The following is a 23458-nucleotide window of genomic DNA, read 5'->3' as shown; positions in this document are numbered from 1 at the left end:
TTCAGCCTGGCGGCAGGTTCGGCATGATCGGCAGGATCGGGCCGTGCTTCTTGGGCCGGATGCCGGTCGAGCGGCGCTCGTCCACCGTCCCGTCGTCGTGATGGCCGGCCTGCTTGCGCCGTCGCGAGTTGCCCTCCTCGACACCCTTGGTGTGCGCTGGCGCGTCGAGTTCGACGTCGGGATCGCCCACTCGGATCTCGCCCATTACCGCCTCCTCCATCGCTCGTCGCCGGAGTGCCGACCGTGCCGTCGGTCGAGCTCCTCGAAGAACCCGGGGATCGCCCGCCACACCGAGCTTCCCCCGGACATGCCCGTCCAGTGCCGCCGGATGAGCGCGACCAGCCGGTAGCAGTCGTCGACCGGCACCACCCACTGCTGGCCCCCGCCAGACTGCGTGCCCGTCCAGACCAGGAACGCCTCAACCCGGGGCGCCAGCTCGGCCAGTGCGGGCGATCGCGCCTCGACCGCCCGCCAGGCGTCGGCATCGATCTCCGACTCGGTCGTGCCCAGGGGGCTCGGATAGTGCCCGAGCACCCGGCCGTCGCGCTGCTTCACGAAGAACACCAGACCGACCGGCACCCCCAGCTCGTCGGCGGACAGGCCGGTCAACCGCCGGCCGTGCGCGGGGACGAGCTGGTACCGGCCGCCGCCGGCCGACTCCCGCTCGAACAGCAGGGAACACGGCGGGCAGGCGCACAACAGTTCCCCGTCCTGCTCGTCCCACACGTGCCGGTGCTCGGGGGCGACCCGTCCGGCGCACATCCCGCAGCGCTCGACCGCCGCGCGCTGCCCCGCGCGGCGGATCGCCCGCTGCAGCGCGCCCGCCGTCATGTCGGGCCACCCAACGCCAGCGGCGCCGCGGCCGGCCCCGCGTCGCCCAGCGCCGCCGCATCGGTCCGGTCCGGCCGTTGCCACAGGTTGGCGACCGGAATCAACGCCGGAGCCGGCGCGGGCGTCACCACGTCGACGGCGGACAGCTCCGGCGCGAACGTCAGGACCTGCTGCCGGACGAGGTCCCGCAGCGCCGCGCCACCACACGAACTCGCGGACAGGCTGATCCGGGCCACCTCGTCCTGGACGCCGACCAGCGTGATCTCGGCGCCCTGCGCGCGTAGCTGCGGCCGGAGGTCGTCGACCGCTCGGGCCACCCGCCGGTCCAGCGGATCTGGATGGACGCGGTGCAACAGCAGCAGGTGCCGCAGCAGTTCGTCGCCGGTGACCCGGTCGAGCGTGCGGGGGCTGTCGGCGGCGAGGTCGGTGACCCGGGCCAGCGCCTCACCGTACACCTCGGTCAGCAGCTCGACGGCCTCCAGCGCCAGCTCGGCGGTGCGGCCGGGAGTCTGTTCGAGCTGGCCGAGCACGGCGTCCAGGCGGGCCAGCCGTGGCTCGACGACCGCGTCGTCGAGCCGCGGGTGGTCCGGCTGCTCAGCCATGCGACGCGCCGAACATCGGCGAGTGGATCTTCTTGAGGGTCTGCCCGCCGCCGACATACATGTGCACCCCGCACGGCAGGCAGGGATCGAAGCTGCGCACCGCCCGCATGATGTCCACACCCTTGAAGTTGTCCGGGCCGTTCTCCTCGAAGATGGGCGTGTTCTGGATCGCGTCCTCGTAGGGCCCTGGGGTGCCGTAGCTGTCGCGGGGACTGCCGTTCCACGGCGTCGGCGGGTACGGGTGGTAGTTGGCGATCTTGCGGTCGCGGATCACGACGTGGTGCGACAGGATGCCCCGGACCGCCTCGTGGAAGCCGCAGCCGATGGCCTCGTCCGGCACGTCGAACTCGGCGAAGACCCGCATGTCGCCGCCGCGCATCCGCTCCATCGCCCGCTCCAGGAAGTACAGCGACATCGCTGCGGCGTACGCGATGAAGTAGGCCCGCGAGCGGTCCCGCTCCAGCGCGTTCGACCACTTCGGGATCTTCCACTCCAGCGTCATCTCGGGCAGCCGCGCGCTCTTCGGCAGCGAGATCTGCACGCTGTGCCCGGTCGACTTGACGTACGGGGTGTCGACCATCTTGGCCAGTGCTGTGGTGTACAGCCGGGCGAAGCAGCCGCCGCCGGTGTCCAGCGCGAGATGCTCGCCGCTGTTCTTGTCGAACCAGCGGGGGCTCATCACCCAGCTGTACTTGTCGTTGAAGTCGCGCTTGCCGGGATCCGGGAGGGTGGTCTGGTTCCAGGGGTGGCGGATGTCGACCGGATTCCCGAGCGGGTCGTACTTGACGAACGGTTCCTCCTGGCCGGCCCAGTCCTTGTAGTAGGAGCTGCCGAGCAGGATCCGGATGCCGAGGTTGATGTCGACCAGATCCGTGGTGAGCAGCTTGCCGTCGACGACGATGCCGGGCGTGACGTGCATCGCCCGCCCCCAGTTCGTCATGGTCTCGTACTTGTAGTCGACGACGTCGGGGTTCTGGAACGAGCCCCAGCAGCCGAGCAGGACCCGGCGGCGGCCGACCTCCTCGTAGCCGGGCAGCGCCTCGTACCAGAAGTCGAAGATGTCGTCGTTCATGGCGACGGCCTTCTTGATGAAGTCCAGGATGCTGATCAGCCGGCTCAGGTAGTCGGTGAACAGTGTCGGTTGCGGCATGGTGCCGACGCCGCCGGGATAGACCGTCGACGGGTGGACGTGCCGCCCCTCCATGAGGCAGAACATCTCCCGCGTCGTCCGGCTGACCTTCAGCGCCTCCTTGTAGACCTCGCCCTCGAACGGGTTGTAGGCCCGCATGATGTCGGCGATCGTCCGGTAGCCGTGGATGTCCCGGCCCGGCGCCGCGGTGGCCTCCGCGCGGGCGAGCACGCTGGGGTTGGTCTGCTTGACCATCGCCTCGCAAAAGTCGACAAAGACGAGATTGTCCTGGAAGAGCGTGTGGTCGAACATGTACTCGGCGGCCTCACCGAGGTTGATGATCCACTCGGCCAGCGGCGGCGTCTTGATGCCGTACGCCATGTTCTGCGCGTAGACCGAGCAGGTCGTGTGGTTGTCGCCGCAGATGCCGCAGATCCGGCTGGTGATGAAGCCGGCGTCGCGCGGGTCCTTGCCCTTCATGAACACGGAGTAGCCGCGGAACAGCGACGACGTGGTGTGGCACTCGGCGACCAACCGGTTCGCGAAGTCGATCTTCGTGTAGACGCCGAGATTGCCGATGATCCGGGTGATCGGATCCCACGCCATCTCCACCAGTTCGCCGGGTTTCTTGCCGGCGGCCGGCTTCGGTTTCGTCGCGGTCACGGTCGGTTCCTCTCCTCTGCCGCCTGTCGGCGGGGGTCCGCCGGCGCGTACGGGCGCCACCGCGGGTTGTAGCCGCTGGTGAGCTCGGGGCCGTTGTGGTGCCACTTCGGTTCGCGGTTGGCGGTGACGTTGGTGATGCCGCGCAGGCGGCGGATCAGGGCGCCGTACGGCTTGATGAGCAGGGTGGACAGGCTGCCGCCCGGCGGCATGTCCATGAACGGCATGAACTTGTCGGGGAAGCCCGGCATGGTGCAGCCGATGCAGATGCCGCCGACGTTGGGACAGCCACCCACCCCGCCCATCCACCCGCGCTTCGGGACGTTGCAGTTGATGACCGGCCCCCAACAGCCGACCTTCACCTGGCACTTCGGCGAGTTGTAGTCCTTGGCGAAGTCCGCCTGCTCGTAGTAGGCGGCCCGGTCGCAGCCCTCGTGCACGGTCTTGCCGAACAGCCACTGCGGTCGCAGCATGTGGTCCAGCGGCGGGGGCGGCGCCGAGCCGGCCGCGTGGTAGAGCACCCAGGTCAGGGTCTCCATGAAGTTCTCCGGCTGGATCGGGCAGCCGGGCACGTTGACGATCGGCAGGCCGCCCTGGGACCGGAAGTCCCACCCGAGATAGTCGGCCAGGCCCATGCACCCGGTCGGGTTGCCCGCCATGGCGTGGATGCCGCCGTACGTCGCGCACGTGCCGGCCGCGACGACCGCCCACGCCTTCGGCGCCAGCTGGTCGATCCACCAGTTCAAGGTCAGCGGCTCGCCGGTCTTCTCGTCGTTGCCGAACGACGTCCAGTACCCGTCGCCGTTGATGTTCTCGTTCGGGATCGAGCCCTCGATGACCAGGATGAACGGCTCGGTCATCTCCCCACGGGCCGCTTTCCGGTACGGCGCCAGGAACTCCTCGCCGCCGGCCGCCGGTGACAACACCTTGTTGTGCAGGTTGACCTTCGGCAGACCGGGAATGAGTCCGAGGGCGATGTCCTCGATCGCCGGCTGAGCGGAGGCCGTCATCGACACGGAATCGCCGTCACAACTCATGCCCTCGGAGATCCAGAGAATGGTGACCTCGTCGAACCCGCTCTCCTTCGGGATCACCGCGGTGCCGCCCCTGCTCTGACTCATGTGCGTGGCCTCCCTTGCATCCGATCCCGCAGCCGGTCGTAGATGGCCGCCACCGGCGCCGCGAGAGTGAGCGCCGGCGGCTTGTCCGGCGCGTGCGGGTGCGGGCGCGTCGGGGCCCGCTGCTTGCCCTGGTCGATCTCCTGGCCCAGCTCGCGCAGGGCCTGCTCGTCGGCCTGGGCGCACAGTTGCGGCATGAGCTCGTTCTCGTCGTCCTGCACGTGCCGGGCGACGGCGGACGCCAGCCGCTGCATCAGCTCGTCCTGCGCGTTGTCGCCGGCCCGGCAGCGGTCGAGTTCGAGGAGCAGCCCCTTGATCGGTCGGTGCCCGGCGAGGTGCCGGTCGACCTGCCCGTCGGCCAGCACCTGCGCGGCGAACGGGTAGAAGGGCACTTCCTCGAGCGCGGCGTGCTTCGACAGCTCGCGAACCAGGATCTCCACGACGCCGCGCCGCTGCGCGTCGGACTCCGCTGCCTGATAGTCCCGGAACAGCTGCTCCACCACGCGGTGGTCGTGCCGGAGAACGTCGTTGGCGTCCATCAGAGCGCACCCACTTCGAGGTTCTCCACCGTGATCGACTCCAGCACCACGTCGTCGCTGCCGGTCACGGCGATGTCCACGCCCCCGCACCGTGGACAGGCCACCATCGCGAGATGGTCGTCGACCGGCCCACTGCGACCGCACTCGTGGCACGCCACCGTCATCGGTTCGAGCACCAGGTCGACGGCGGTGTCCGCGGCGACCGTGCCGGCGGCGGCCAGTTGGATGCCCTGCGTGACGACATCGGGGTCGACCGGGTGCCCACCGATCCGCACCCGCAGTCCGGTGACCCGACGGCCGGCGGCCCGGCGTACCACCGCGTCCACGATTGCCTGGGACAGACCCGTCTCATGCATGCGTGCTCACCCCCCGTTCGCTGCCTTCCGCGGGCGTGCCTCGTGCCGTCCCCTCGCCGCGGGCGAGCCGCGCGGCTTCCTCCCGTACGATCCCGGCCACCGTCCGAACCGCCTCATCGACCGCGGCGGCCACCGGGGCCGACAACTCCATGCGCTCGTCGAGGGCGGCCGGCTGGCAACCCACCACGAGGACGCGGTCGACGCTTCCACCCAGGCCGCGCAGCAGCCGCAGCACCGACTCGGGATCCATGCCGTGCGCATCGGCGGCCGGCGCGTCCAGCACGTCGGCCGGCCGCAGCGTCCAGCCCGGGTCGTCCAGGTCCACCCGGAGCACGGCCAACGTCCCGGGCGGCTCGTCCAACGGCAACGCGTCCACCAGAACCAGCACGTCGTGGCGGCCGTCCAGCAGATCGTAGGCCAGATGCATCCCCCGGATCCCGTAATCGGACACATCCACCCCCGCTGGGAGGATCTCGTCCCGCAGGCGCCGGACGACCTCCACCCCGAACGCGTCGTCGCCGAGGAAGATGTTGCCGATCCCGGCGACCAGGATCCGCCCGTGGTCCGGGCCGCTCACGGCGCCGTCACCTCGCCCGCCAACGGTTCGACCTCCTCGGGCCGGAAGTGGCGCAGCCGCCCGTACCACTGGTGCAGCTCCGCGCCCGGATCGTCGTCCACCGTCACGGCCAGGAACCGTGACCCGTCCACATCGAGCAGCACCTGCTCCACCCGGGCGGTGCGGCCGTTCAGGAACATGTCGTGCGCGTCCGTGCCGCGCCGGCGGGGCCGCAACCGGACCCGGCTGCCCCGCGCCAGCAGGGTGCCCGCGACCAGCACGCTGTCGGTCTCCGGCGCGATCCCCGCGTCGGCGCCCGGCTCCCACCACGGCCGCTCCGGGTCGGCGCCGGCATCGCCGTCCCGGCGTACGGGTGCCAGGGCGCGGACGGCGCCGTGCAACCGTTCGAGCACCTCGGGCGGCAGGGCCTCGACCCGGTCGAGGATGGCGGCCGCCCGGGGATCGGTGGCCCGCGCCTCCCGCCTCTCCGCATCCGAGAGGGTGAGCGTACGCAGCGAGAGGATCTCGTCGATCTCGGTCGCGTCGTGCAGGTCGCCCGGGCTCTCCGGCGCGATCTGCGGGTGGTCGTAGAGGATGATGGGTGACGAGAGCACCATGTCGACGGTGCCGGGATCGCCGGCGAGCACCGGGAACGTGTGCACGTTGCGACACTCCCGTGCCGCGGGCGCCGCCCATTCCGGCGGGTCGAGCAGGGACAGGAACCGCCCCCGGCTGACCGTGGCCAGCGTGTGCGCCGCCAGCAGGCAGCAGCGCAACGCGTCGTCCCGGGCACTGTCCGGCGGGGTGCTCCCGTCCGTGTTCTCGACGCGGATCCCGAGCCGCAGCAACGGGAAGGGCGCCTCGGCCGGGGTGGCGGAGACGGTGACCGACGCGGACAACGGCCAGCGCCGGCGCACCACCCGGCCGACCGGCTCACCCCGGTCGTCGACCAGCGGCTCGACGTCCTCCCCGCCCGGCACCCGAAGGCCGAGGCGGTGGCCCCGCCACAGGTCGCCGACCGACGCCTCGACGTCGTACTCCCGGGGCACCGCCTCGTCGAAACTGAGCTCCGTGCGGTCACCGACCTCGATCCGGTCGACGGGCCGGTAGCCGCCGTCGGCCGTCCGGCGCTCGGTCACCTTGCGTTGCAGGTGCAGGAACCGCAACCGGACGCGGACCGTCGCCGTGTCCGGCGCCTCCATCAGGCACTCGGTCTGCTGCCATGGCGACTCGGCGGAGCCCGCCACGCCGCAGTCGACCAGGCCGTGCGCCGCGCCCCACGCCGGGGGCACCAGCACACCGAACTGCCAGCGGACCCGGTTCTTGCCCGATGACCGCCGGTAGGGGTAGAGCAGGTAGCCCTCGTAGAGGATCGCGTCTGCGACCGCCTCGACGTTGGCGAGGCGTGGGCTGGAGCGGTCGGTCCGCACCGTGCTCGACCACCTTCCGGGCAGGCAGCGACCGCTCCGGCGAGCGGTCACCCCCGGTGTATCCCGTCCCGCCGGGCGGCCGTAAGTGGGTGCCGCCGTTAGGTGACGACGGCGTTCACCGGATCGGGTGAGCCGACGCCCGGCCCGGCGCCGTGGCCGATCCGGAATATTCGATGTCGATCCGTCGCCGCGCCCCGTTAGGGTCGTCCACATGATCGAGGTGCGCGACCTGGCCAAGCATTTCCGGGTGCACCGGCGACCACCCGGCCTGCGCGCCTCGCTCCGCTCGCTCGTCCGGCGCGAACACGTCACCGTCCGCGCGGTCGAGCAGGTCAGCTTCACGATCCCGGCGGGCCAGGTCGTCGGCTTCCTCGGCCCCAACGGCGCCGGCAAGACCACCACCCTGAAGTGCCTGACCGGCCTGCTGCACCCCACCGCCGGGGACGTGCGGGTGCTCGGGCACACCCCGCACCGCCGGGAGCCCGCGTTCCTGCGCCGGATCTCGCTGGTCATGGGCCAGCGCAACGCCCTGTTCTGGGACCTGCCCGCCGCCGACGCGTTCGAGGTCAACCGCGCGATCTACGGCCTCGCCGAGGCCCCCTACCGGTCGGCGCTCGACGAACTGGTCACCCTGCTGGACCTCGAACCGCTGCTGACCAAGCAGGTCCGGGTGCTCAGCCTCGGCGAGCGGATGCGTTGCGAACTGGCCGGCGCCCTGCTGCACCGGCCCGACGTGCTCTTCCTCGACGAGCCCACGCTCGGCCTGGACGTCAACGGCCAGGCGGCGGTGCGCACCTTCCTGCGCGACTACAACGCCCGCTACGGCGCGACGGTCCTGCTCACCAGCCACTACATGGGCGACGTCACGGCGCTGGCCCGCCGGGTGCTGGTCATCGACCACGGCACCCTGCGCTTCGACGGCGACCTCGCCGCGCTGGTCGAGGCCCACTCGCCGCACCGGCTGGTCCGGGTCACCCTGCGCGAGGCCGTACCGGCACAGACCTGGGTCGGTCTCGGCGAGGTGTCCGAGGTGGACGGTGCCGTGGTCACCCTGGCGGTGCCGCGCGCCGAGACCGCCGCGGTCGCAGCCCGGCTGCTCACCACCCTGCCGGTCGAGGACGTCGCGATCGAGGACCCGCCGGTGGAGGACATCATCCGGGCGGTCTTCGCCCATGCGTGACGTCGTCACCGCGTACCCGCCGCTGGTGCGCAGCGCGACGCTGGTGGCGGCGACCTACCGGGGTCGCGTCGCGCTGTCGCTGCTCACCGGTTTCTTCCCGCTGCTGCTGATGGGGGTGTGGCTCACCATCGTCGCCGAGGGCGGCCCGCCGAAGGGCTGGACCACCGGCGACTTCCTGTCCTACTACGCGGCGGCGACCCTGCTGTGGAACCTCTCCGGCGACCACGTCGTCTGGCAGTGGGACGCGGACATGCGCAGCGGTGACCTGTCCGTGCGGCTGCTGCGCCCGGTGCACCCCTTCCACCAGTACGCCACCAACGACCTCGGCCACCGCCTGATCTTCCTGACGGTGCTGGTGCCGGCCCTGGTGCTCGCCGCGCTGCTGGTGCCGGGCCTGGACTACCCGGTGGGTCCCGTCCGGCTCGCCGCCGTCGCCGCCGCGCTCGTGCTCGCGTACGCGGTCAGCCTGCTCATGGCGTCGACGTTCGCGTTGATCGGGTTCTGGAGCACCCAGACGTCCAACGCGTGGCTGCTGTGGTGGGGGCTGGGCTCGTTCGCCTCCGGTTGGGTCGCGCCTCTGGCGCTGATGCCGGACTGGCTGCGCAGCGTCGCGGTGGTGCTGCCGTTCCGCACCGCGATGGGTTTCCCGGTGGAGCTGTTGATGGGCCGCCTCGACGCGCGGGAGACCGCGTACGGCTTCGCCGTCGGGCTCGGCTGGCTCGCCGCCTTCGCCGTGCTGTACCGGGTCATCTGGCGGCACGGCGTCCGCCGCTACCAGGCGGTGGCCGGGTGAGCGGCTGGTCCCGGCACGCCCGGGTCCTCGCGATCTGCTGGCGGGCTGCGGTGGCCGGCGAGGTGGAGTACCGGCTCAACTTCTTCTCGAACGTCGCGCTCAGCGCCTTCTGGATGGTGTGGGCGGCCGCCGGCGCGTCGGTCTACTTCCGCTTCACCGGGACGGTGGCCGGTTGGACGCAGGCCGAGGTGCTCGTCGTGATCGGCCTGTTCTTCACCCTCAACGGCCTGCGCCAGGCGCTGTTGCAGCCCAACCTGGAGCGGATGACCGACTACGTACGCCTGGGCACCCTCGACTTCCTGCTCACCAAGCCGTTCGACGCGCAACTGCTGGTGAGCCTGCGGCAAGTGCGGGTCAACAACCTGCTGGACCCGGTGCTGGGCCTGGCCCTGACCACCGTCGGGGTGGTCCTGTCCGGCCGCGGCGTGTCGGTGGTCGCGCTGGCCGCGTTCGGGCTGCTGCTGGGCTGCGCCGTGCTGCTGCTGTACGCCCTGACCGTGCTGCTCATGGCGCTCGCCGTGGTGCTGGTGGCCGCCGAGGAGCTCGGCCGGGTCTCGTACGCCTTCGTCGAGCTGTCCCGCTTTCCGGTGGAGCTGTACCGCAATCCCGTGCAGGCGGTCCTCACCGTGGTGCCGGTGGCGTTCCTCACCACGTACCCCGCGGCGGCCCTGCTGGGCCGGCTCGACCCGTACCTGCTGGTGATCGCGCCGGCGGTGGCGGTCGGCGCGGTCGTCGTGGCCACCCTCGCCTGGCGCCGCTCGCTGCACTCCTACTCCGGCGCCAGCGCCTAGGGTGACCCGTCCGGCGACACGTCCCGCCCGGGCCCGCTCACATGCCGGAGGAACCCTGGCCGCGCCGCCAGACCTCGCCCTGGACACCGTGGCGCTCCGCCGCGTACCGCTCCTGGGTCGACCTGGCGTCACGGGCCGCTTCCGCATCCTCCGGCGACGAGAGGCGCTTCCGGTCGCGCCAGTCGACGAAGACGAACAGCACGATGAGAGCCACCGCGACCACGACGAGAGAAACCACCAGCGCCTTCATGCCGTCGACGCTACGGCGTGCCCGCAAGCGCGCTTCGTGGCCGGCGTGGCCGGCGGAGGTGACCGGCAGGCCGGCCCGGGTACGATGACGGCGCAACCGCGTGACCAGGAGATCGGCCGGAATGAACGGGCTGCCCGCTGCCGTACTGGTGTCGATTCTCGTCCTGCTCGTGGTGCTCGCCACCGACGTGTGGGTCTACGCGGACGCGAAGGAACGGCTGCGGTGCGGGAACCCGGTCTCCGTGTCGCTGGGGCCCTCCCGGCTGGAAAGCCCGGAGGCGTGGTTCGTGGGTTGTCTGCTCATCTGGCTGGTGTTCTTCCCGCTCTACCTGACGGCCACGGGCCGGAATCCCTTCGCCCGCCGTAACTGACCAGCGTCCGACCCTCGCCTGTCGCCATAGATGTCGATTTGTGCCAGCCATGTGAATTCACAATTCACCGGTACCGTGCTTTTCGGGCTCGGCGCTGCCGGCGGCCGGGCCGGCAAGGATCAGCCTCAGTCCACGAAGGAGCCAGCAATGACCGCCACCTCCGTGTCCTCGAGAACCACTCGGCTGCGCGCCGGCGCCCTCGCCGTCGGCGGTTCCCTCGTCGCCGCCGCACTGGTCTGGGCCGTCGCCCAGCTCATCGACGTCGAGTTGCACATCGATCCCCGCAACGGCCAACCGCCCGGCGTCATCGGCCTGCCGATCGTCACGGTCTTCACACTCGTGGCGGCGTTGCTCGGTTGGGCCACCCGTTCGGTGCTGGACCGGTTGACCCGCCATGCGGCCGCTGTCTGGACGGCGCTCGCCGTCGTCGTGTTGCTGGCGTCGTTCCTGCCGCTGTTCGCCGTCGGGGCGAGCGGCGCGACCAAGGTTGTCTTTGGATCGATGCACGTCGCGGTCGCCGCGGTGCTGATTCCGATCTTCAGCCGCCGGACGTTCTGACCCCACCGACCCGGCGGGTCTTCTCCGGGCGCCCGGTCGCGGCCGGGTAGGGGCCCACGCCGGCTCAGGGCTTGCGGGCCACCGCCGCGTACATGGACGCCTGGGCGGCCGCGGCGCGCACCTCCGCCGGATCGTCCGGCTGCCACTCGGTGACCGGGGTGATGCCCGGCGGTACGAGTTCGAGGCCGGCGAAGAACGAGGCGAACTGGTCCCGGCTCCGGAACGCCATGTCGATCATGCTGGTCGTAGTGACCGGTGCCGCGGTGGCGGCGACGTCCCGCGGCACCAGATCGGTGGTGGCGTGCGAGACCACCAGATAGCTGCCCGAGGGCAGCGCGTCGACCAGCCCCCGGGTGATCGCGTACGGGTCGTCGGCGTCGGTGAGGAAGTGCAGGATGGCCACCAGCATCAGCGCCAGCGGCCGGTCGAAGTCGAGGGCGGCGCGCACGTCGGGGTGGCCCAGGATCCGCTCCGGGTCGCGCAGGTCGGCGTCCACGTACGCGGTGGCGCCCTCGGGCGCGCTGGTCAGCAGGGCGCGCGCGTGCGTGAGCACGATCGGGTCGTTGTCCACGTAGACCACCCGCGACTCCGGGGCGACGCCTTGGGCGATCTCGTGCAGGTTCGGGCTGGTCGGGATCCCCGTGCCAATGTCGAGGAACTGCCGGACCCCGGCGGTGTCGGCCAGGTAGCGGGTGGCCCGCTGCATGAACCGCCGGTTCTCGATGACCGTGGTCCGGATCGCCGGGTAGGCGGCCGCGACGGCGTCACCGGACTGCCGGTCCGCCGCGAAGTTGTCCTTGCCGCCCAGCCAGTAGTCGTAGCGGCGGGCGGGATGAGGCACCGACGGGTCGATCCGCGTCGACGCTGCGGACTCCTCCGAAGCGGGGTTGACTCCCGACCTGACGTCCGCCATGGCGACCTCCTGCGCTCCCCGGCATGCATCCGCGATCGTAGCGGCCGGACCCGTGTCCGGTGGGCCCCGATGCGGCCGCGCACCGACCCGAGCGGCTTCGCCGTGCCGACCGGGGGCAGCCTCCCACCGCGCGTACGCTGGCCGGTGTGGATCAGGAAGACCGCATCGCGCTGTTCCTCGACTACGAGAACCTGGCGCTGGGCGTACGCGACCATCACCGCGGCCGGATGTTCGACTTCCGGCCCATCGCCGACGCGCTCGCCGAACGGGGCCGAGTGGTGGTGCGCCGGGCGTACGCCGACTGGTCGTACTTCGACGAGGACCGCCGGATGCTCACCCGTTCCCACGTCGAACTCATCGAGATACCCCAGCGGATGGGCGCCTCGCGGAAGAATGCCGCCGACATCAAGATGGCCGTCGACGCGGTGGAGCTCGCCTTCGAACGCGACTACATCTCCACGTTCGTGATCTGCACCGGGGACAGCGACTTCACACCGCTCGTGCACAAGCTGCGCGAGCTCAACAAGCGGGTGATCGGGGTCGGGGTGGAGAATTCCACGTCGGCGCTGCTGCCACCCGCGTGCGACGAGTTCCTCTACTACGAGCGCCTCGAAGGGGTCGACCTTCCCCCGCCCGCCGAGCGGCGTGGCCGACCCGGGCGGACGCCCGGCCCGGAGGCACGGCCGCCGGTGGAGCCGCAGCCCGAGCCGCAGCCGGCGGAGGAACCCGCGCGCGACGTCGACCGGCTCGCGGTCCTCGTGGCCCAGACCGTGGCGGGGCTCCAGGGCAGCTCCAGCGGCGAGGTGACCGCCTCCGGGCTGAAGCGGACCCTGCTGCGCAAGGATCCGACGTTCAGCGAGTCCGACTACGGCTTCCGCACCTTCGGCGAACTCCTGCGTTACCTGGCCGAGCACAACGTGATCGAGCTGTCCGAGGGGCCCGCCAAGGGTGATCCCGAGGTGGCGCTGCCCGAGCGTGGCGACCGGGAGGCGGCCTTCGCGCTGCTGCGCTCGGTCGTCGCGGACCTGGCCGGCGCCGACGGGGCGGTGGCGCTGTCCGGTCTGAAGAACCAGCTCCGCCGGGCCCGGCCGGACTTCAGCGAGAAGAAGCTCGGCTACCGCAGCTTCCTGCAGTTCGGCAAGGCGGCGGCCACCAGCGGGGTCGTCGAGCTGCGGTGGAGCCCGGAGGCGGACGACTACCTGCTCACCCCGCCGAGTTCCTGACCTCGCGACCCGGGGCGCTCGCTGAGCGATATGGCGCCGTGCCGGTCGCTCAGTCGCCGGTCGGTGGGCACAGCAGCGAGTCCACCACCGGCAGCCGGAGGGGATCCAGGCAGACCCGCACCACCGCCGGGTCGGCGGACGGCGCCGCGCTGCTCCGGGCGGGCGCGGGGGCGGCGCTCGACGGCGGCGTCGTGGCCGGGGGCCTGGCCGGTGGTTCGGCTGGTGGTGCGGCGGTGGGCGGCGCCGGTTGGCCGGCCGGTGGGGTTCTGCTGACCGGGGCCGCGGGCGGCTTCGACCGCCGCCCCACGGTGGCCTGCGGGCCGGGGCGGCTCGCCGCTGGCGTCGCGTCGGTGGCCAGGGCCACGGACACGGCCGCCGGCGAGGGCACCGGGCGACCCCCGGGCGCCCCCTGGCGGGCGGACGGACTCGGGAAGATGTCACCGATGCCCTCGGGTTGGTCGCCGGTGCCGGCGCTCGCACCCGGCGCCGCCCGGTACGGCAGGTCGGTCGTGCCCGGGGTTGCCGTGCCGTTGGTCAGCGCCGCGAACGCCATCGCGACGACGACAGCGGCGGCGGCCGCCATCCGTTCCGGCGGCAGCAGGGCCGTGGGCGCGCCCTGGGGCGCCACCGGTGGCGGGGGCAGCGGGCGCGCGGCGCGGTGGGCGGCCAGCAGGGCGTCGAGCTGCGGGGCCACGGCAGCCCGCTGCCCGGTGGCGGCGGCGAAGGCGAGGGTGAGGTAGAAGCGGAAGTTCACCGCTGCGGCGGTGGGCACCTGCAGGCCGGCCGGCCGGTGCCCGTCCGCGACGTGCAGGAGGGTGACCGGGGCCTCCGGATGGTGGCCGGGGCCCAGCAGGTCGCGGTACGTCCACTCGCGCCGGCCGGTACGCCCGCCGAAGGCGATCCGGCGGTCGGTCACGACCGCCATCCCGGCGTCCACCACGCGCAGCCCCTTCGGCAGCACGGGGCCGGACGGCTGCACGGCGGTCGCCCCGACAGGGGTTGCCCCGACCGTCAGGGCGGGTGCCGGCAGTCCGGCGATGTGCCGCGCCTCCGCCTCGACCAGCTCCGCGTTCGGCAGTACACGGTAGAGGACCTCGTCGTCGTCGAGCTCCACCGGAAGGCCGGTACGGGGCTGGGTGCATCCGAGGAAGCCGGCGGCCTCGATGCCCAGCCGCACCAGCTGCTCCTCGCGTCGGCGCCAGGCCTCGACCTCGGCGTCGTACGCGCGCCGCCGCCGGTCCTTCTCGCGTTGCGCCCACGGCACCTGCCTGCGGGACGGTTTCGCGGCGGACCTGGGGGCGATGACTGACCGTTGCGCCGTCACACCTCGTACAACGGCTGCTGCAGGTGACGGACACGAGGCGGGGAGTAGCCGGTCCTTTTCTTCCTAGAAGGGGCTGATTTGGAAGAGTTGCGGGTTCCTGGACTCGTCCTCATGCCACGGATCGGCCAACTGCTGGCCTCGCCCGTGCACCGCTACCGCCTCGTGAGTGGGCCGGGGCCGGGCCGTGACGAAGAAGCGGCGCCGTCCCGGGAACTTCTCGCCGCCACGGAGCGACCAATACAGGGCGCGCGACCCGGCCGGGTCCGTGACCGGTCGGCCGTGCGGTCGGAGGAGGATGGCAGGTATGAACCGAGTGAGGCCAGCTCCCGTACCGTCGATCAGGACGACGGCGGACCGGCCGGCCGGCCACGGATGAGCGCCGACGCCGACGACGCGCAGGTCACCCGGTGGGCGCACCAGGCCGGCCGGGGTGACCAGCAGGCCGCCGCCGCGTTCGTCCGGGCCCTGCAGGTCCCGGTGTGGCGGTTCCTCGCGCACCTGGCCGGCCCGGCCGAGGCCGACGACCTGGCTCAGGAGACGTTCCTGCGCGCGCTGCGCAGCCTGCCCGGTTTCGCCGGCCGGTCCTCGGCCCGGACCTGGCTGTTCACCATCGCCCGCCGGGTCGCCGTGGACCACGTACGGGCCGCTGCGACCCGCCCGCGGGTGTCCGCAATGACCGACTGGGAGCGGGCCGCCGAGGCGGCCGGGGCGGTCACCTCCGGCGGCGACGACGCCGTGGCTCTGCGGCGGCTCATCGCCGCCCTGACGCCCGAGCGGCGGGAGGCGTTCGTCGCCACCCAGCTGGTCGGCCTGTCCTACGCAGAAGCCGCCCAGGTGTGCGGCTGCCCGGTCGGCACCATCCGGTCCCGGGTCGCCCGGGCCCGCGAGGACCTGGTCGCCGCCTGGCGGGGTGACGCCCAGGGCAGCCGCGTGGTCTGAGCGGCCGAGATCTGCCGGCCGGGCGCGCGCCACCGCCGGGCCCAGGCGCGGCGCCGTAGCGCCCCGGTCCACCGCAGCCGGTCAGGCCGCCCGGCGGTCGCGGGCCTGCGCCGAGTACGGCGGCAGCAGCCGCAGCGGCGCCATCTCCGGCTGTTCCTCCAGCCGTAGCGACCACTGCGAGCCCGACGACCGGCCCTGCCGCGGCGGCGTGCCGCCTGGGCGCCAACGGGGCCGGGACAGCAGCATCATGACCACCCAGCCGACGAGCAGGAACCCGTGGCTGATCAGCCGCTGCACCGCCACCTGGCCGGTGATCAGATCGTTCACCGACAGCAGCACCAGCGTGGCGACGAAGGCGCTGAGCATCGGCAGCAGCCCGGCCGGCGCGGACCGGCGCAGCGCCACATAGAGGAATCCGGCGCCCACCGCCACGTTCCACGCCGCGGACTCGTGCCACAGGTGCTGGCCGGAGGTGTGCACGTGGCTGACCGCGGCGTCCCGGCCGACCTGCGCCATCCCGAGCACCAGCTGCACCGCCCCCAGCAGCCCCAGCACGGCCCACAGCCCGAGCGCCACGCGCTCCGGCCAGCCGGACCGGGCCGGCGCGGGGGGAGCGGCCGCGAGCACCGCGTCAACCAGGTCGGGGACCTGCGGCACCACGTGCGTACGCGCGCGCCGGGTCACCGCCACCGCCGCCTCGAACCACCCCCGGCAGCCGGCGCAGGACTCCAGGTGCCCCTCGGCCGCTGCGGTCTCGGCCGCCGACGCCTCACCGTCCAGCTGTGCCGACAGGATCTCCCGCCACTGCTCACACGCCATGTACAGATAGTCGTCGGCGGTGCCCACCTGGTTCCCGAGCCCCCGGCGACCGCGTAGCCCGCCCGCCGACGGCCAGCACCCCGACGGCTCGGGCCCCGACGGCCGGTCCGGTTCGGGCACGCTCGTCGATCATGTGCCATCGTTGTCCTCCTGGTGCGGGTGCCCCGACACGGGTCGGGACGGAGGAGAGGCGGACGCGATGGGGGAGGAGCGGACCGGGCCGCTACGCGGCGTACTCGTCGCGGACTTTTCGCGGATCCTCGCCGGGCCGTACGCGACCATGCTCCTCGCCGACCTCGGTGCCGACGTGGTCAAGGTCGAGGGACCCGGCGGTGACGACACCCGGACCTGGATGCCGCCGGTCCGCGAGGGCATCTCCACCTACTACCTCGGCGTCAACCGCAACAAGCGCGCCATCACCCTCGATTTCACCGACCCCGAGGACCTGGCGCTCGCCCGGCGACTGGCCCACCGCGCCGACGTCATGATCCAGAACTTCCGGCCCGGCGCGCTGCTCCGCTTCGACCTCGACTACGACAGCGTCGCGGCCGCCAACGACCGGATCGTCTACGCCTCGATCAGCGGCTTCGGCGCGGGAGCCGGCGCCGACCTGCCCGGGTACGACCTGATGGTGCAGGCGGCGTCCGGGCTGATGAGCCTCACCGGAGAGCCGGACGGTCCGCCCTACAAGGCCGGGGTGGCAGTGTTCGACGTGATCGCCGGCCTGCACGCGGCCGTCGGGATCCTCGCCGCCCTGCACCACCGGCAGCAGGCCGGGGCCGGGCAGCACGTCGAGGTGAACCTGCTCTCCTCCGCGCTGTCCGGCCTGGTCAACCACGCCAGCGCCCAGGTCGCCGCCGGCGTCGTGCCGTCCCGGATGGGAAACGCCCACCCGAGCATCTTCCCGTACGAGCCGCTGCCGACCGCCGACGGCGAACTCGTCGTGATCGCCGGCAACGACGGCCAGTTCCGGACCCTGTGCCAGGTCCTCGACCTGCCCGACCTGCCCGACGACCCCCGCTTCCGGCGTAACCAGGACCGCACCGCCCACCGCGCCGTGCTGCGCCCCCTGCTGGTCGCCCGGCTGCTCCAGCGGACCAGCGACGAGTGGTTCCAGGACCTGCGCTCGGCGGGCGTGCCGTGCACGCCGATCAACACGATCGATGGCGGCGTCGCCCTGGCCCGGCAACTCGGGCTCGACCCGGTGGTCACCGTCGACGGCGTACCCGGCGTCCGCCATCCGATCGGTTTCTCCGCGACCCCGCCGCGCTACGACCTCCCGCCGCCCGGCCCCGGCGAGCACGACGCCGAGATCCGCGCCTGGCTGGCCGGGTGACCGGTCGGCCACGCCGTACTACCCCGGTGCCGGCCCGTCGGCCGCCCTTCTCGTGGACTTCCCAGGCGATTCACAGCCGCGGAGGGTGACGCTGCGTTCATCGGGCGCCTACATTTGGTCCGGTTTGGCCCCCGTCCGGAGGAGGCACTCGTGCCGCACGCCGCCGCGCGTTCCGACAATCGCACACCCGTGGAGCCGGTCCCGCCCGCGGCTCCGGCCCGTCGGTGTTGGCCGCGCTGGGCCCGCTGGTGCGTGGCGGTCGGCGCGACCCTGATGACGCTCAGCGGCGTGGCGCTGGGCGGCAGCCTCTTCCTGCTGCACACCGCGACCAGCAAGATCACCCAGCAGAACCTGCTCGGCGCCGCCGCGGCACCGCGCCAGCACCAGAACATCACCGGAGCGAAGAACATCCTGCTCGTGGGCGTCGACGCCCGCCCGAACCAGGATCCCAGCCAGCTCACCCGCGCCGACTCGATCATCCTGATGCACATCCCGGCCGATCACAGTCAGGCGTACATGGTCTCGCTGCCGCGCGACTCGCTGGTGACCATCCCCGCCTACGACAACGGCGCGACGTCGTACGCCGGCGGGCAGAACAAGATCAACGCGGCCTTCGCGTTCGGCGGCCGGGGACTCACCGGCGCGCCCGCGCTGTCGCACGGCTTCGAGCTGCTCGCGCTGACCGTGCGTGACGTCACCGGCATCACCCCGGACGCCGGCGCCATCATCGACTTCCAGGGGTTCAAGGACATCGTCCAGACGCTCGGCCAGGTCTGCATGTACGTCGACGAGACCACCACCTCGATCCACCTGGGGAAGGACGACGCGACCGGGAAGACGGCGGCGCCGTACAAGATCAATCCCGACGGCACGGTCAACCACCGCATCCCCGGGGTCACCCCGAACGTCTACCCGAAGGGCAACCACTGCCTGAACCCGTCCCAGGCGCTCGACTTCGTCCGGCAGCGGGACCTGCTGGCCAACCACGACTTCGACTACGGCCGGCAGCGCCACCAGCAGCAGTTCGTCAAGGCGGTGCTGCAGCAGGTCATCACCAAGGGCCTGAACTCACCGACCAAGCTGCCCGGGCTGCTGTCGGCGGTCGGCAAGGCCATGACCGTCGATGACGGTGGCATCCCGCTGGAGGACTGGGCCTTCGCCATGCGGAGTGTCCGCCCCGACGCGATCACCACGATCAAGACCAACAACGGCACCTTCAACAGCCGTACCGTCCCGGGGGTCGGCAGCGCCGAGATCCTCAGCCCGACCAGCATGCAACTGCTGCACGCGTTCCGGGACGACACCGTTGCGGCGTTCGTCCAGGCCCACCCGACCTGGGTGGCCGACTCCGGGCAGCCGGCGTCCACCCACTGAGCGTCTCCGGGTGCCGGCGCCGGACCGGCCTTACCCCGCCTCGGGGCCGGCGGCCAGCACGGACGCGAAGGGCGTACGCAACCGTTCGGCGGGATACGGGGTGGCCCGGTCCGTGCCGAACAGATCCCAGTAGAAGGCGTTCATGATCGCGGCGACCGGGGCGTACCGGGTGATGATCGCCGCCGCGGCGGGCGGCACGTCAGCCGGCGTGCCGCCCGCGGCGCACCGCCGGACGTACTCGTCGCGTTCGGCCGGCCCGCCGGTGTCGGGGACGGCGACCCCGCAGACGTTCGTCACCAGCCAGTTGACCAGTTGCGTCACCACGTAACACGCGTCGTGGCTCAGGTGGTGGCGGAGGAACGCCGACTCGTCGGCGGACAGGTCGAACCGGGGCGAGGTCGCGAGGCCGAGGTCGGCGAAGTAGAGGCGCCGACCGTCGGTGAGGATGTTGCGGAAGTGGGCGTCGAAGTGCAGCACGCCGTTGCCGTGCATGAAGGCGGTGCCGGCGCGCAGGCCCCGTTCCACCATCGAGTACGCGTCGGTCCCCTCGACGCCGACCGGTTGCGTGGCCAGCCAGTCCTGCAGGTTCTGCGGTACGTGCTCGAGGAAGAGCACGATGCTCGCCGACGCGCGCGCGAGCGCGTCGAGTCGGTGCCGTACGGCCGGCGAGCCACCCCAGTAGGCGACCGCCCGGTCGACGTCCGCGTGCTCCTCGGCGACCGGCGGCGCGCCGGGCAGCACCCGCCAGTGATACATCAGCGGGAAGGCTTCGGTCCGCCCGGTGAGCACCCAGTTCGTCGTCATGGTGTTCGCGACCAGTTCCCGCCACGCGCCGAAGCCGGGGCTGCCCACCCCGTACTGGCAGAAGGCGGGGAGGTCGAACAGGTTCGCCGTGGACATGACAGCGTCCGGCCGGCGTTCCCGGTCGGTGAGCGGGATCCGCTTCACGAACACCGGCACGCCGTCGAGGTTCAGCAGCGCGGAGGTGCCGCCGATGCCGGAGCCGACGACCGGGGCCTCGTCCACGAGCCGGCGCAGCCGCCGGTCGCTCAGTAGCGCGAGCGCGGTCGACACCGTGCCGTACCTGACCATCCGGGTGGCATACGACATGTCCGAGCCGTCCGGCAAGAGCGTCATGATCATCCCCCGTTCCGCCTGGGCGGCAATCGTCTCAAGTGGCGGGCGTTGACATGTGACCATTCGGTCACCTATCCTGATTCTCGTGAACGACGAGGACCTGGTGTTCAAGGCGCTCGCCGATCCGACCCGACGAGCCCTGCTCGACTCCCTCTTCGTACGCGACGGCCAGACGCTGACGCAGTTGGAGTCCGAGCTGGAGATGACCCGCTTCGGGGTCATGAAGCACCTGCGCCTGCTGGAGGACGCCGGCCTCGTGGTCACCAGGCGGCAGGGCCGGGAGAAGCTGCACTTCCTCAACCCGGTGCCGATCCGGCTGATCCACGACCGGTGGATCGACAAGTACACGGAAGGCCACACCAGGGCGCTGCTGGACCTCAAGGCCGAGCTCGAACGCGACGAACCGGAGGACAGGACATGACCACCACGACGACGACCGGGACCACCAAGGTCTACCGGGTGTACATCAAGGCCACGCCGCAGGCCGTCTGGGACGCCATCACCAAGCCCGAATGGACCCGGCGGTACGGCTACCAGGGCATCGCCGACTACGACCTGCGGCCCGGCGGCCGCTACCGTGCCTTCGCCATCAAGGAGCACCAGCAGGCCGGCATGCCCGAGGTGCCGGTCGAGGGTGAGGTGATCGAGGTGGACCCGCCGGTCCGGCTGGTGCAGACCTGGCGGCCCACCTGGCTCGACGAGCCGGCCACCCGGTTGACGTACGAGATCGCTGAGCGGCACGACGGGGTCACCTGTCTCACCGTGATCCACGAACTCGCCGGCGCGCCGCAGACCATGGCGCAGGTCAACGGCGACGTCGAGGGTGCCGGCGGTGGCTGGGCGGAGATCCTCAGCGACCTGAAGTCCCTGCTGGAGACCGGCGCCCCGCTCTACGGCTGAGCCAGGACGAGGGGAGTGGAGCAGGCCATGCGTGCGATGACCCGCGTGACGAGACGACTGACTTTGACCGCCGCCCTGGTGGCTGCGGTGGGCGTGGCCGCGCCCCCGGCGGTCGCCACCGCGGCAGCCATCACGGAACCCGGCCGGCGCACCATCACCGGCACCATCGGCGGCGCCGACTTCCGGATCGAACTGCCGCACCGCTGGAACGGCACCCTGCTGCTGTACAGCCACGGGTACCTTCCGGAGGGCTTCCCGTCCTTCGGCATCGGCCTGACCAACCGGCCGTCGGACCGGTCCGAGACCGAGGCCTGGCTGCTCGACCACGGCTACGCCATGGCCGCGTCCCAGTTCGCGGACGGCGGCTTCGGCTACGCGGTGGAGCGCGGGTTGCGTGACCAGATCGCGTTGCTGGACTGGTTCGAGGACCACGTCGGGGTGCCCGGGCGTACGATCGCCACCGGGCAGTCGATGGGCGCGGGGATCGCCGTCCAGCTCGCCGAGCGGCACCCGCAGCGGTTCGCCGGCGTGGCGGCGATGTGCGGCGCGTACGACACCCAGGCCCTCTTCAACACCGGGCTGGACGTGCTGTTCGCGGTCCGTACCCTGCTCGCGCCCGGCCAGGACATCGACCTGGTACGCCCCGACGACCCGGCGGCCGACGCGCAGGCCCTCACCGACGCCATCCAGGAGGCGCTCGGCACCGAGCAGGGCCGGGCCAGGATCGCGCTGGCCGCCGCGCTGAACAACGTCACCGGCTGGTACTCGGCACACGAGCCCCGCCCCACCGACCCCGCCGAGCGGATCGGCAACCAGGCCGAGTGGCTGCAGTACGCGTACAGCCTGGGGTTCGGCCCGCCGGGACGGCTGGACCTCGAGCGCCGCGCCGCGGGCAATCCGTCCTCGAACGTCGGGGTGGACTACCGCCAGCAGCTCGTCCGGTCGGCACAGCACCCTCAGGTGCGGCAGGCCTACCAAGCGGCGGGGCTCGACCTGCGGTCCGACCTGGACCGGCTCGCCGGCGCCCCGCGGATCGCCGCCGACCCGGCCGCGGTCGACTACCTGCTCCGCGTCGGCGTGCCGTCCGGGCGGACCCCGGTGCCGGTGGTCACCATGCACACGATGGGCGACGGTGGCGCGCCGCCCCACCAGGAACGCTGGTACGCCGACCAGGTCCGGCGCGCCGGCGACCCCGGCAAGCTGCGGCAGCTCTACGTCGACCGGGGTGGGCACTGCTCGTTCAGCGCGGCCGAGGAGATCACCATGCTGCGCACCCTGTTCACCCGGATCGAGACCGGCCGCTGGCCGGACACCGGACCACGGACGATGAACGAGACGGCGGGCGCTCTCGGTGAGCCGTACCAACTGGTGCTGGACCTCGGACGGACCTTCACCGACGCGGCCATGCCACCGGTGTTCACCACGTTCGTCCCGCCCCGCGCCATGCGGCCGACGCGGTAGCCGCGGAGGTCCACCGAGGACCCCACCGGTGGGATCAGCCGGCAATCCCGTACGCCGGGCGGCGAGCAGCCGCCCGGCGTGACGCGGGCCAGACGGCGGGGCGACCAGTACTCCGGTAGATCTTGATGGCGGCCGGGTACCGAGAACCCCTCGGTCTGGCTCTCATGTCGTGTTCTGCGAGTATCGGGAGCCGCCGTGCTCGCCAAATCCCCGTGGATGAGGCAACAGGGCGAGCTGGTGTCGGACGGCGGCCGTGACCCGGTGTCGGTCACCGGTGGCGAGGAGGTCGAGCAGAGCGCCGCGGAGCACCGCCAGCGCCAGGGTGCGGCGGACGGCGCCCGCCTCGGTGTTCCGCTCGGGCGGTGGTTGGCAGGCGGCCAGGACGGCGAGCCAGTCGTGCACGGTCGCGCGGGCGAACCCGGCCCACGCGCCGTCGGGCTCGACGAGGGAGTGGGCGTACGCCTCGACCCACAGCCGCAGCAGCCGCCGATGCTCCTCGGCGGCCAGCCACGCCCAGACCTGCTCGACGGCCGGGACCAGGCCGATGGGCGTGCCATGGCTGGCCTGTCCGAGGCGGTCCAGGATCGCGAGCTCGTCGGTGCGGGCCCGCGCGAGCAGTGCCCGCACCAGGCCGTCCTTGTTTCCGAAGAGGAACATCAGCACCCGGGGGCTTGAGCCGATGGCCGCGGCGAGCGGACGCAGGGACAGGTCGGCCAGGCCGTGCTCGAGCACGTACCGGTAGGCGGCCTCCAACAGCTCGATCTGCCGGGGGGACGGCGTTGTCGGGTCCTGGGACATGGGGGTAGCCTACCCGCTACTGAAACAGTTGTGTCAGTGGCGGGAGCCGTTGGTCAGGGATCCGGGAGGGT

Annotated in this window: 27 protein-coding genes; 12 read left to right on the top strand and 15 right to left on the bottom strand. The window is 72.1% G+C overall.

Going from position 1 to position 23458, the window contains the following annotated elements:
- Position 1 precedes the first annotated feature (1 nt).
- The 9 genes from A6A27_RS14775 to A6A27_RS45000 are packed head-to-tail and all read right to left on the bottom strand — an operon-like array spanning position 2 to position 7221.
- Positions 2-205: a hypothetical protein gene (locus A6A27_RS14775; protein ID WP_073835170.1), complete on the bottom strand. Its 204-nt coding sequence runs from the start codon at positions 203-205 to the stop codon at positions 2-4.
- Positions 205-831 carry a DUF5947 family protein gene (locus tag A6A27_RS14770; RefSeq protein WP_073835169.1) on the bottom strand — a complete coding sequence of 209 codons (627 nt, stop codon included), beginning with the start codon at positions 829-831 and terminating at the stop codon, positions 205-207. The genes A6A27_RS14775 and A6A27_RS14770 overlap by 1 nt, the downstream gene beginning before the upstream one ends.
- Positions 828-1433, bottom strand: a complete 606-nt coding sequence (locus tag A6A27_RS14765) for a NifU family protein (RefSeq protein WP_073835168.1) — start codon at positions 1431-1433, stop codon at positions 828-830. The genes A6A27_RS14770 and A6A27_RS14765 overlap by 4 nt, the downstream gene beginning before the upstream one ends.
- Positions 1426-3225: a nickel-dependent hydrogenase large subunit gene (locus A6A27_RS14760; protein ID WP_073835167.1), complete on the bottom strand. Its 1800-nt coding sequence runs from the start codon at positions 3223-3225 to the stop codon at positions 1426-1428. The genes A6A27_RS14765 and A6A27_RS14760 overlap by 8 nt, the downstream gene beginning before the upstream one ends.
- Positions 3222-4343: a hydrogenase expression protein HypE gene (locus tag A6A27_RS14755; RefSeq protein WP_073835166.1), complete on the bottom strand. Its 1122-nt coding sequence runs from the start codon at positions 4341-4343 to the stop codon at positions 3222-3224. The genes A6A27_RS14760 and A6A27_RS14755 overlap by 4 nt, the downstream gene beginning before the upstream one ends.
- Positions 4340-4879, bottom strand: coding sequence for a hemerythrin domain-containing protein (locus A6A27_RS14750; protein ID WP_073835165.1), 540 nt, complete (start codon positions 4877-4879; stop codon positions 4340-4342). Before A6A27_RS14750 ends, A6A27_RS14755 begins: the two co-directional genes overlap by 4 nt.
- On the bottom strand, positions 4879-5235 hold the full coding sequence (locus A6A27_RS14745; RefSeq protein WP_073835164.1) for a hydrogenase maturation nickel metallochaperone HypA/HybF: 357 nt from the start codon (positions 5233-5235) through the stop codon (positions 4879-4881). The genes A6A27_RS14750 and A6A27_RS14745 overlap by 1 nt, the downstream gene beginning before the upstream one ends.
- Complete coding sequence (locus tag A6A27_RS45005; RefSeq protein WP_073835163.1) at positions 5228-5812, bottom strand: hydrogenase maturation protease; 585 nt, start codon at positions 5810-5812, stop codon at positions 5228-5230. The genes A6A27_RS14745 and A6A27_RS45005 overlap by 8 nt, the downstream gene beginning before the upstream one ends.
- The gene (locus A6A27_RS45000) at positions 5809-7221 is read right to left on the bottom strand and encodes a hypothetical protein (protein WP_073835162.1); all 1413 of its coding nucleotides are present in this window, start codon (positions 7219-7221) and stop codon (positions 5809-5811) included. Before A6A27_RS45000 ends, A6A27_RS45005 begins: the two co-directional genes overlap by 4 nt.
- A 211-nt stretch (positions 7222-7432) precedes the next feature.
- Between A6A27_RS45000 and A6A27_RS14730 the strand changes: the two genes are divergently transcribed.
- Genes A6A27_RS14730 through A6A27_RS14720 form a run of 3 tightly spaced genes read left to right on the top strand, consistent with a single transcriptional unit; the run spans position 7433 to position 9985 of the window.
- A complete protein-coding gene (locus tag A6A27_RS14730; RefSeq protein ID WP_073835161.1) occupies positions 7433-8401 on the top strand; it encodes an ABC transporter ATP-binding protein in 969 nt (322 codons plus the stop codon).
- The gene (locus tag A6A27_RS14725) at positions 8394-9194 is read left to right on the top strand and encodes an ABC transporter permease (protein WP_073835160.1); all 801 of its coding nucleotides are present in this window, start codon (positions 8394-8396) and stop codon (positions 9192-9194) included. The genes A6A27_RS14730 and A6A27_RS14725 overlap by 8 nt, the downstream gene beginning before the upstream one ends.
- A complete protein-coding gene (locus A6A27_RS14720) occupies positions 9191-9985 on the top strand; it encodes an ABC transporter permease (RefSeq protein ID WP_073835159.1) in 795 nt (264 codons plus the stop codon). Before A6A27_RS14725 ends, A6A27_RS14720 begins: the two co-directional genes overlap by 4 nt.
- Before the next feature lie 37 nt (positions 9986-10022).
- Here the strand turns inward: A6A27_RS14720 and A6A27_RS14715 are convergent, their stop codons facing one another.
- The gene (locus tag A6A27_RS14715) at positions 10023-10235 is read right to left on the bottom strand and encodes a hypothetical protein (RefSeq protein WP_073835158.1); all 213 of its coding nucleotides are present in this window, start codon (positions 10233-10235) and stop codon (positions 10023-10025) included.
- 100 nt (positions 10236-10335) lie between these two features.
- Here A6A27_RS14715 and A6A27_RS14710 point away from each other — a divergent pair, with 100 nt between their 5' ends.
- Positions 10336-10605: a hypothetical protein gene (locus tag A6A27_RS14710; RefSeq protein ID WP_143193997.1), complete on the top strand. Its 270-nt coding sequence runs from the start codon at positions 10336-10338 to the stop codon at positions 10603-10605.
- Between the two features lie 147 nt (positions 10606-10752).
- Complete coding sequence (locus A6A27_RS14705; RefSeq protein WP_073835156.1) at positions 10753-11163, top strand: DUF6069 family protein; 411 nt, start codon at positions 10753-10755, stop codon at positions 11161-11163.
- A gap of 64 nt (positions 11164-11227) precedes the next feature.
- Here A6A27_RS14705 and A6A27_RS14700 read toward each other — a convergent pair whose 3' ends face one another.
- On the bottom strand, positions 11228-12076 hold the full coding sequence (locus A6A27_RS14700) for an SAM-dependent methyltransferase (protein WP_073835155.1): 849 nt from the start codon (positions 12074-12076) through the stop codon (positions 11228-11230).
- Between the two features lie 146 nt (positions 12077-12222).
- Between A6A27_RS14700 and A6A27_RS14695 the strand changes: the two genes are divergently transcribed.
- Entirely contained in the window at positions 12223-13299 is a 1077-nt protein-coding gene (locus tag A6A27_RS14695) for a PIN domain-containing protein (RefSeq protein WP_073835232.1), read from the top strand.
- Positions 13300-13348: 49 nt separating this feature from the next.
- On the opposite strand, the gene A6A27_RS43140 is transcribed toward A6A27_RS14695, so the two are convergent.
- Positions 13349-14563 (bottom strand): hypothetical protein, encoded by a 1215-nt coding sequence (locus tag A6A27_RS43140; protein ID WP_073835154.1) that lies wholly within the window; start codon positions 14561-14563, stop codon positions 13349-13351.
- A gap of 432 nt (positions 14564-14995) precedes the next feature.
- On the opposite strand from A6A27_RS43140, the gene A6A27_RS14685 reads away from it, so the two are divergent.
- Entirely contained in the window at positions 14996-15562 is a 567-nt protein-coding gene (locus A6A27_RS14685) for a sigma-70 family RNA polymerase sigma factor (RefSeq protein WP_073835231.1), read from the top strand.
- Positions 15563-15643: 81 nt separating this feature from the next.
- On the opposite strand, the gene A6A27_RS14680 is transcribed toward A6A27_RS14685, so the two are convergent.
- The gene (locus A6A27_RS14680) at positions 15644-16381 is read right to left on the bottom strand and encodes a zf-HC2 domain-containing protein (protein ID WP_073835230.1); all 738 of its coding nucleotides are present in this window, start codon (positions 16379-16381) and stop codon (positions 15644-15646) included.
- 199 nt (positions 16382-16580) lie between these two features.
- Here A6A27_RS14680 and A6A27_RS14675 point away from each other — a divergent pair, with 199 nt between their 5' ends.
- Together A6A27_RS14675 and A6A27_RS14670 are read left to right on the top strand one after the other, a co-directional pair.
- The gene (locus A6A27_RS14675; protein ID WP_073835153.1) at positions 16581-17717 is read left to right on the top strand and encodes a CaiB/BaiF CoA transferase family protein; all 1137 of its coding nucleotides are present in this window, start codon (positions 16581-16583) and stop codon (positions 17715-17717) included.
- Between the two features lie 273 nt (positions 17718-17990).
- Positions 17991-19091 carry an LCP family protein gene (locus A6A27_RS14670; protein ID WP_083672619.1) on the top strand — a complete coding sequence of 367 codons (1101 nt, stop codon included), beginning with the start codon at positions 17991-17993 and terminating at the stop codon, positions 19089-19091.
- Between the two features lie 30 nt (positions 19092-19121).
- On the opposite strand, the gene A6A27_RS14665 is transcribed toward A6A27_RS14670, so the two are convergent.
- Positions 19122-20228: a serine/threonine protein phosphatase gene (locus tag A6A27_RS14665; protein ID WP_198940306.1), complete on the bottom strand. Its 1107-nt coding sequence runs from the start codon at positions 20226-20228 to the stop codon at positions 19122-19124.
- An 85-nt stretch (positions 20229-20313) separates the two neighbouring features.
- On the opposite strand from A6A27_RS14665, the gene A6A27_RS14660 reads away from it, so the two are divergent.
- The 3 genes from A6A27_RS14660 to A6A27_RS14650 are packed head-to-tail and all read left to right on the top strand — an operon-like array spanning position 20314 to position 22589.
- Positions 20314-20649 (top strand): ArsR/SmtB family transcription factor, encoded by a 336-nt coding sequence (locus tag A6A27_RS14660; RefSeq protein ID WP_073835152.1) that lies wholly within the window; start codon positions 20314-20316, stop codon positions 20647-20649.
- On the top strand, positions 20646-21128 hold the full coding sequence (locus A6A27_RS14655) for an SRPBCC family protein (RefSeq protein WP_073835151.1): 483 nt from the start codon (positions 20646-20648) through the stop codon (positions 21126-21128). The genes A6A27_RS14660 and A6A27_RS14655 overlap by 4 nt, the downstream gene beginning before the upstream one ends.
- Positions 21129-21173: 45 nt before the next feature.
- A complete protein-coding gene (locus A6A27_RS14650; RefSeq protein WP_198940305.1) occupies positions 21174-22589 on the top strand; it encodes an alpha/beta fold hydrolase in 1416 nt (471 codons plus the stop codon).
- 162 nt (positions 22590-22751) lie between these two features.
- On the opposite strand, the gene A6A27_RS14645 is transcribed toward A6A27_RS14650, so the two are convergent.
- Entirely contained in the window at positions 22752-23387 is a 636-nt protein-coding gene (locus A6A27_RS14645) for a TetR/AcrR family transcriptional regulator (RefSeq protein ID WP_073835150.1), read from the bottom strand.
- Positions 23388-23458 lie beyond the last annotated feature (71 nt).

This window comes from Micromonospora sp. CB01531 (assembly GCF_001905095.1).
GTDB lineage: Bacteria > Actinomycetota > Actinomycetes > Mycobacteriales > Micromonosporaceae > Micromonospora.
Note: the sequence above shows the minus strand (reverse complement) of the source record. Positions and strands in the feature narration are given on the sequence as shown.

Excerpts from the sequence above, each read along its gene's own strand:
- A6A27_RS14775 (WP_073835170.1), bottom strand. The coding sequence starts at position 205 with ATGGGCGAGATCCGAGTGGGCGATCCCGACGTCGAACTCGACGCGCCA.
- A6A27_RS14770 (WP_073835169.1), bottom strand. The coding sequence starts at position 831 with ATGACGGCGGGCGCGCTGCAGCGGGCGATCCGCCGCGCGGGGCAGCGC.
- A6A27_RS14765 (WP_073835168.1), bottom strand. The coding sequence starts at position 1,433 with ATGGCTGAGCAGCCGGACCACCCGCGGCTCGACGACGCGGTCGTCGAG.
- A6A27_RS14755 (WP_073835166.1), bottom strand. The coding sequence starts at position 4,343 with ATGAGTCAGAGCAGGGGCGGCACCGCGGTGATCCCGAAGGAGAGCGGG.
- A6A27_RS14750 (WP_073835165.1), bottom strand. The coding sequence starts at position 4,879 with ATGGACGCCAACGACGTTCTCCGGCACGACCACCGCGTGGTGGAGCAG.
- A6A27_RS14745 (WP_073835164.1), bottom strand. The coding sequence starts at position 5,235 with ATGCATGAGACGGGTCTGTCCCAGGCAATCGTGGACGCGGTGGTACGC.
- A6A27_RS14730 (WP_073835161.1), top strand. The coding sequence starts at position 7,433 with ATGATCGAGGTGCGCGACCTGGCCAAGCATTTCCGGGTGCACCGGCGA.
- A6A27_RS14725 (WP_073835160.1), top strand. The coding sequence starts at position 8,394 with ATGCGTGACGTCGTCACCGCGTACCCGCCGCTGGTGCGCAGCGCGACG.
- A6A27_RS14715 (WP_073835158.1), bottom strand. The coding sequence starts at position 10,235 with ATGAAGGCGCTGGTGGTTTCTCTCGTCGTGGTCGCGGTGGCTCTCATC.
- A6A27_RS14705 (WP_073835156.1), top strand. The coding sequence starts at position 10,753 with ATGACCGCCACCTCCGTGTCCTCGAGAACCACTCGGCTGCGCGCCGGC.
- A6A27_RS14700 (WP_073835155.1), bottom strand. The coding sequence starts at position 12,076 with ATGGCGGACGTCAGGTCGGGAGTCAACCCCGCTTCGGAGGAGTCCGCA.
- A6A27_RS14685 (WP_073835231.1), top strand. The coding sequence starts at position 14,996 with ATGAGCGCCGACGCCGACGACGCGCAGGTCACCCGGTGGGCGCACCAG.
- A6A27_RS14680 (WP_073835230.1), bottom strand. The coding sequence starts at position 16,381 with ATGGCGTGTGAGCAGTGGCGGGAGATCCTGTCGGCACAGCTGGACGGT.
- A6A27_RS14675 (WP_073835153.1), top strand. The coding sequence starts at position 16,581 with ATGGGGGAGGAGCGGACCGGGCCGCTACGCGGCGTACTCGTCGCGGAC.
- A6A27_RS14670 (WP_083672619.1), top strand. The coding sequence starts at position 17,991 with ATGACGCTCAGCGGCGTGGCGCTGGGCGGCAGCCTCTTCCTGCTGCAC.
- A6A27_RS14665 (WP_198940306.1), bottom strand. The coding sequence starts at position 20,228 with ATGACGCTCTTGCCGGACGGCTCGGACATGTCGTATGCCACCCGGATG.
- A6A27_RS14655 (WP_073835151.1), top strand. The coding sequence starts at position 20,646 with ATGACCACCACGACGACGACCGGGACCACCAAGGTCTACCGGGTGTAC.
- A6A27_RS14645 (WP_073835150.1), bottom strand. The coding sequence starts at position 23,387 with ATGTCCCAGGACCCGACAACGCCGTCCCCCCGGCAGATCGAGCTGTTG.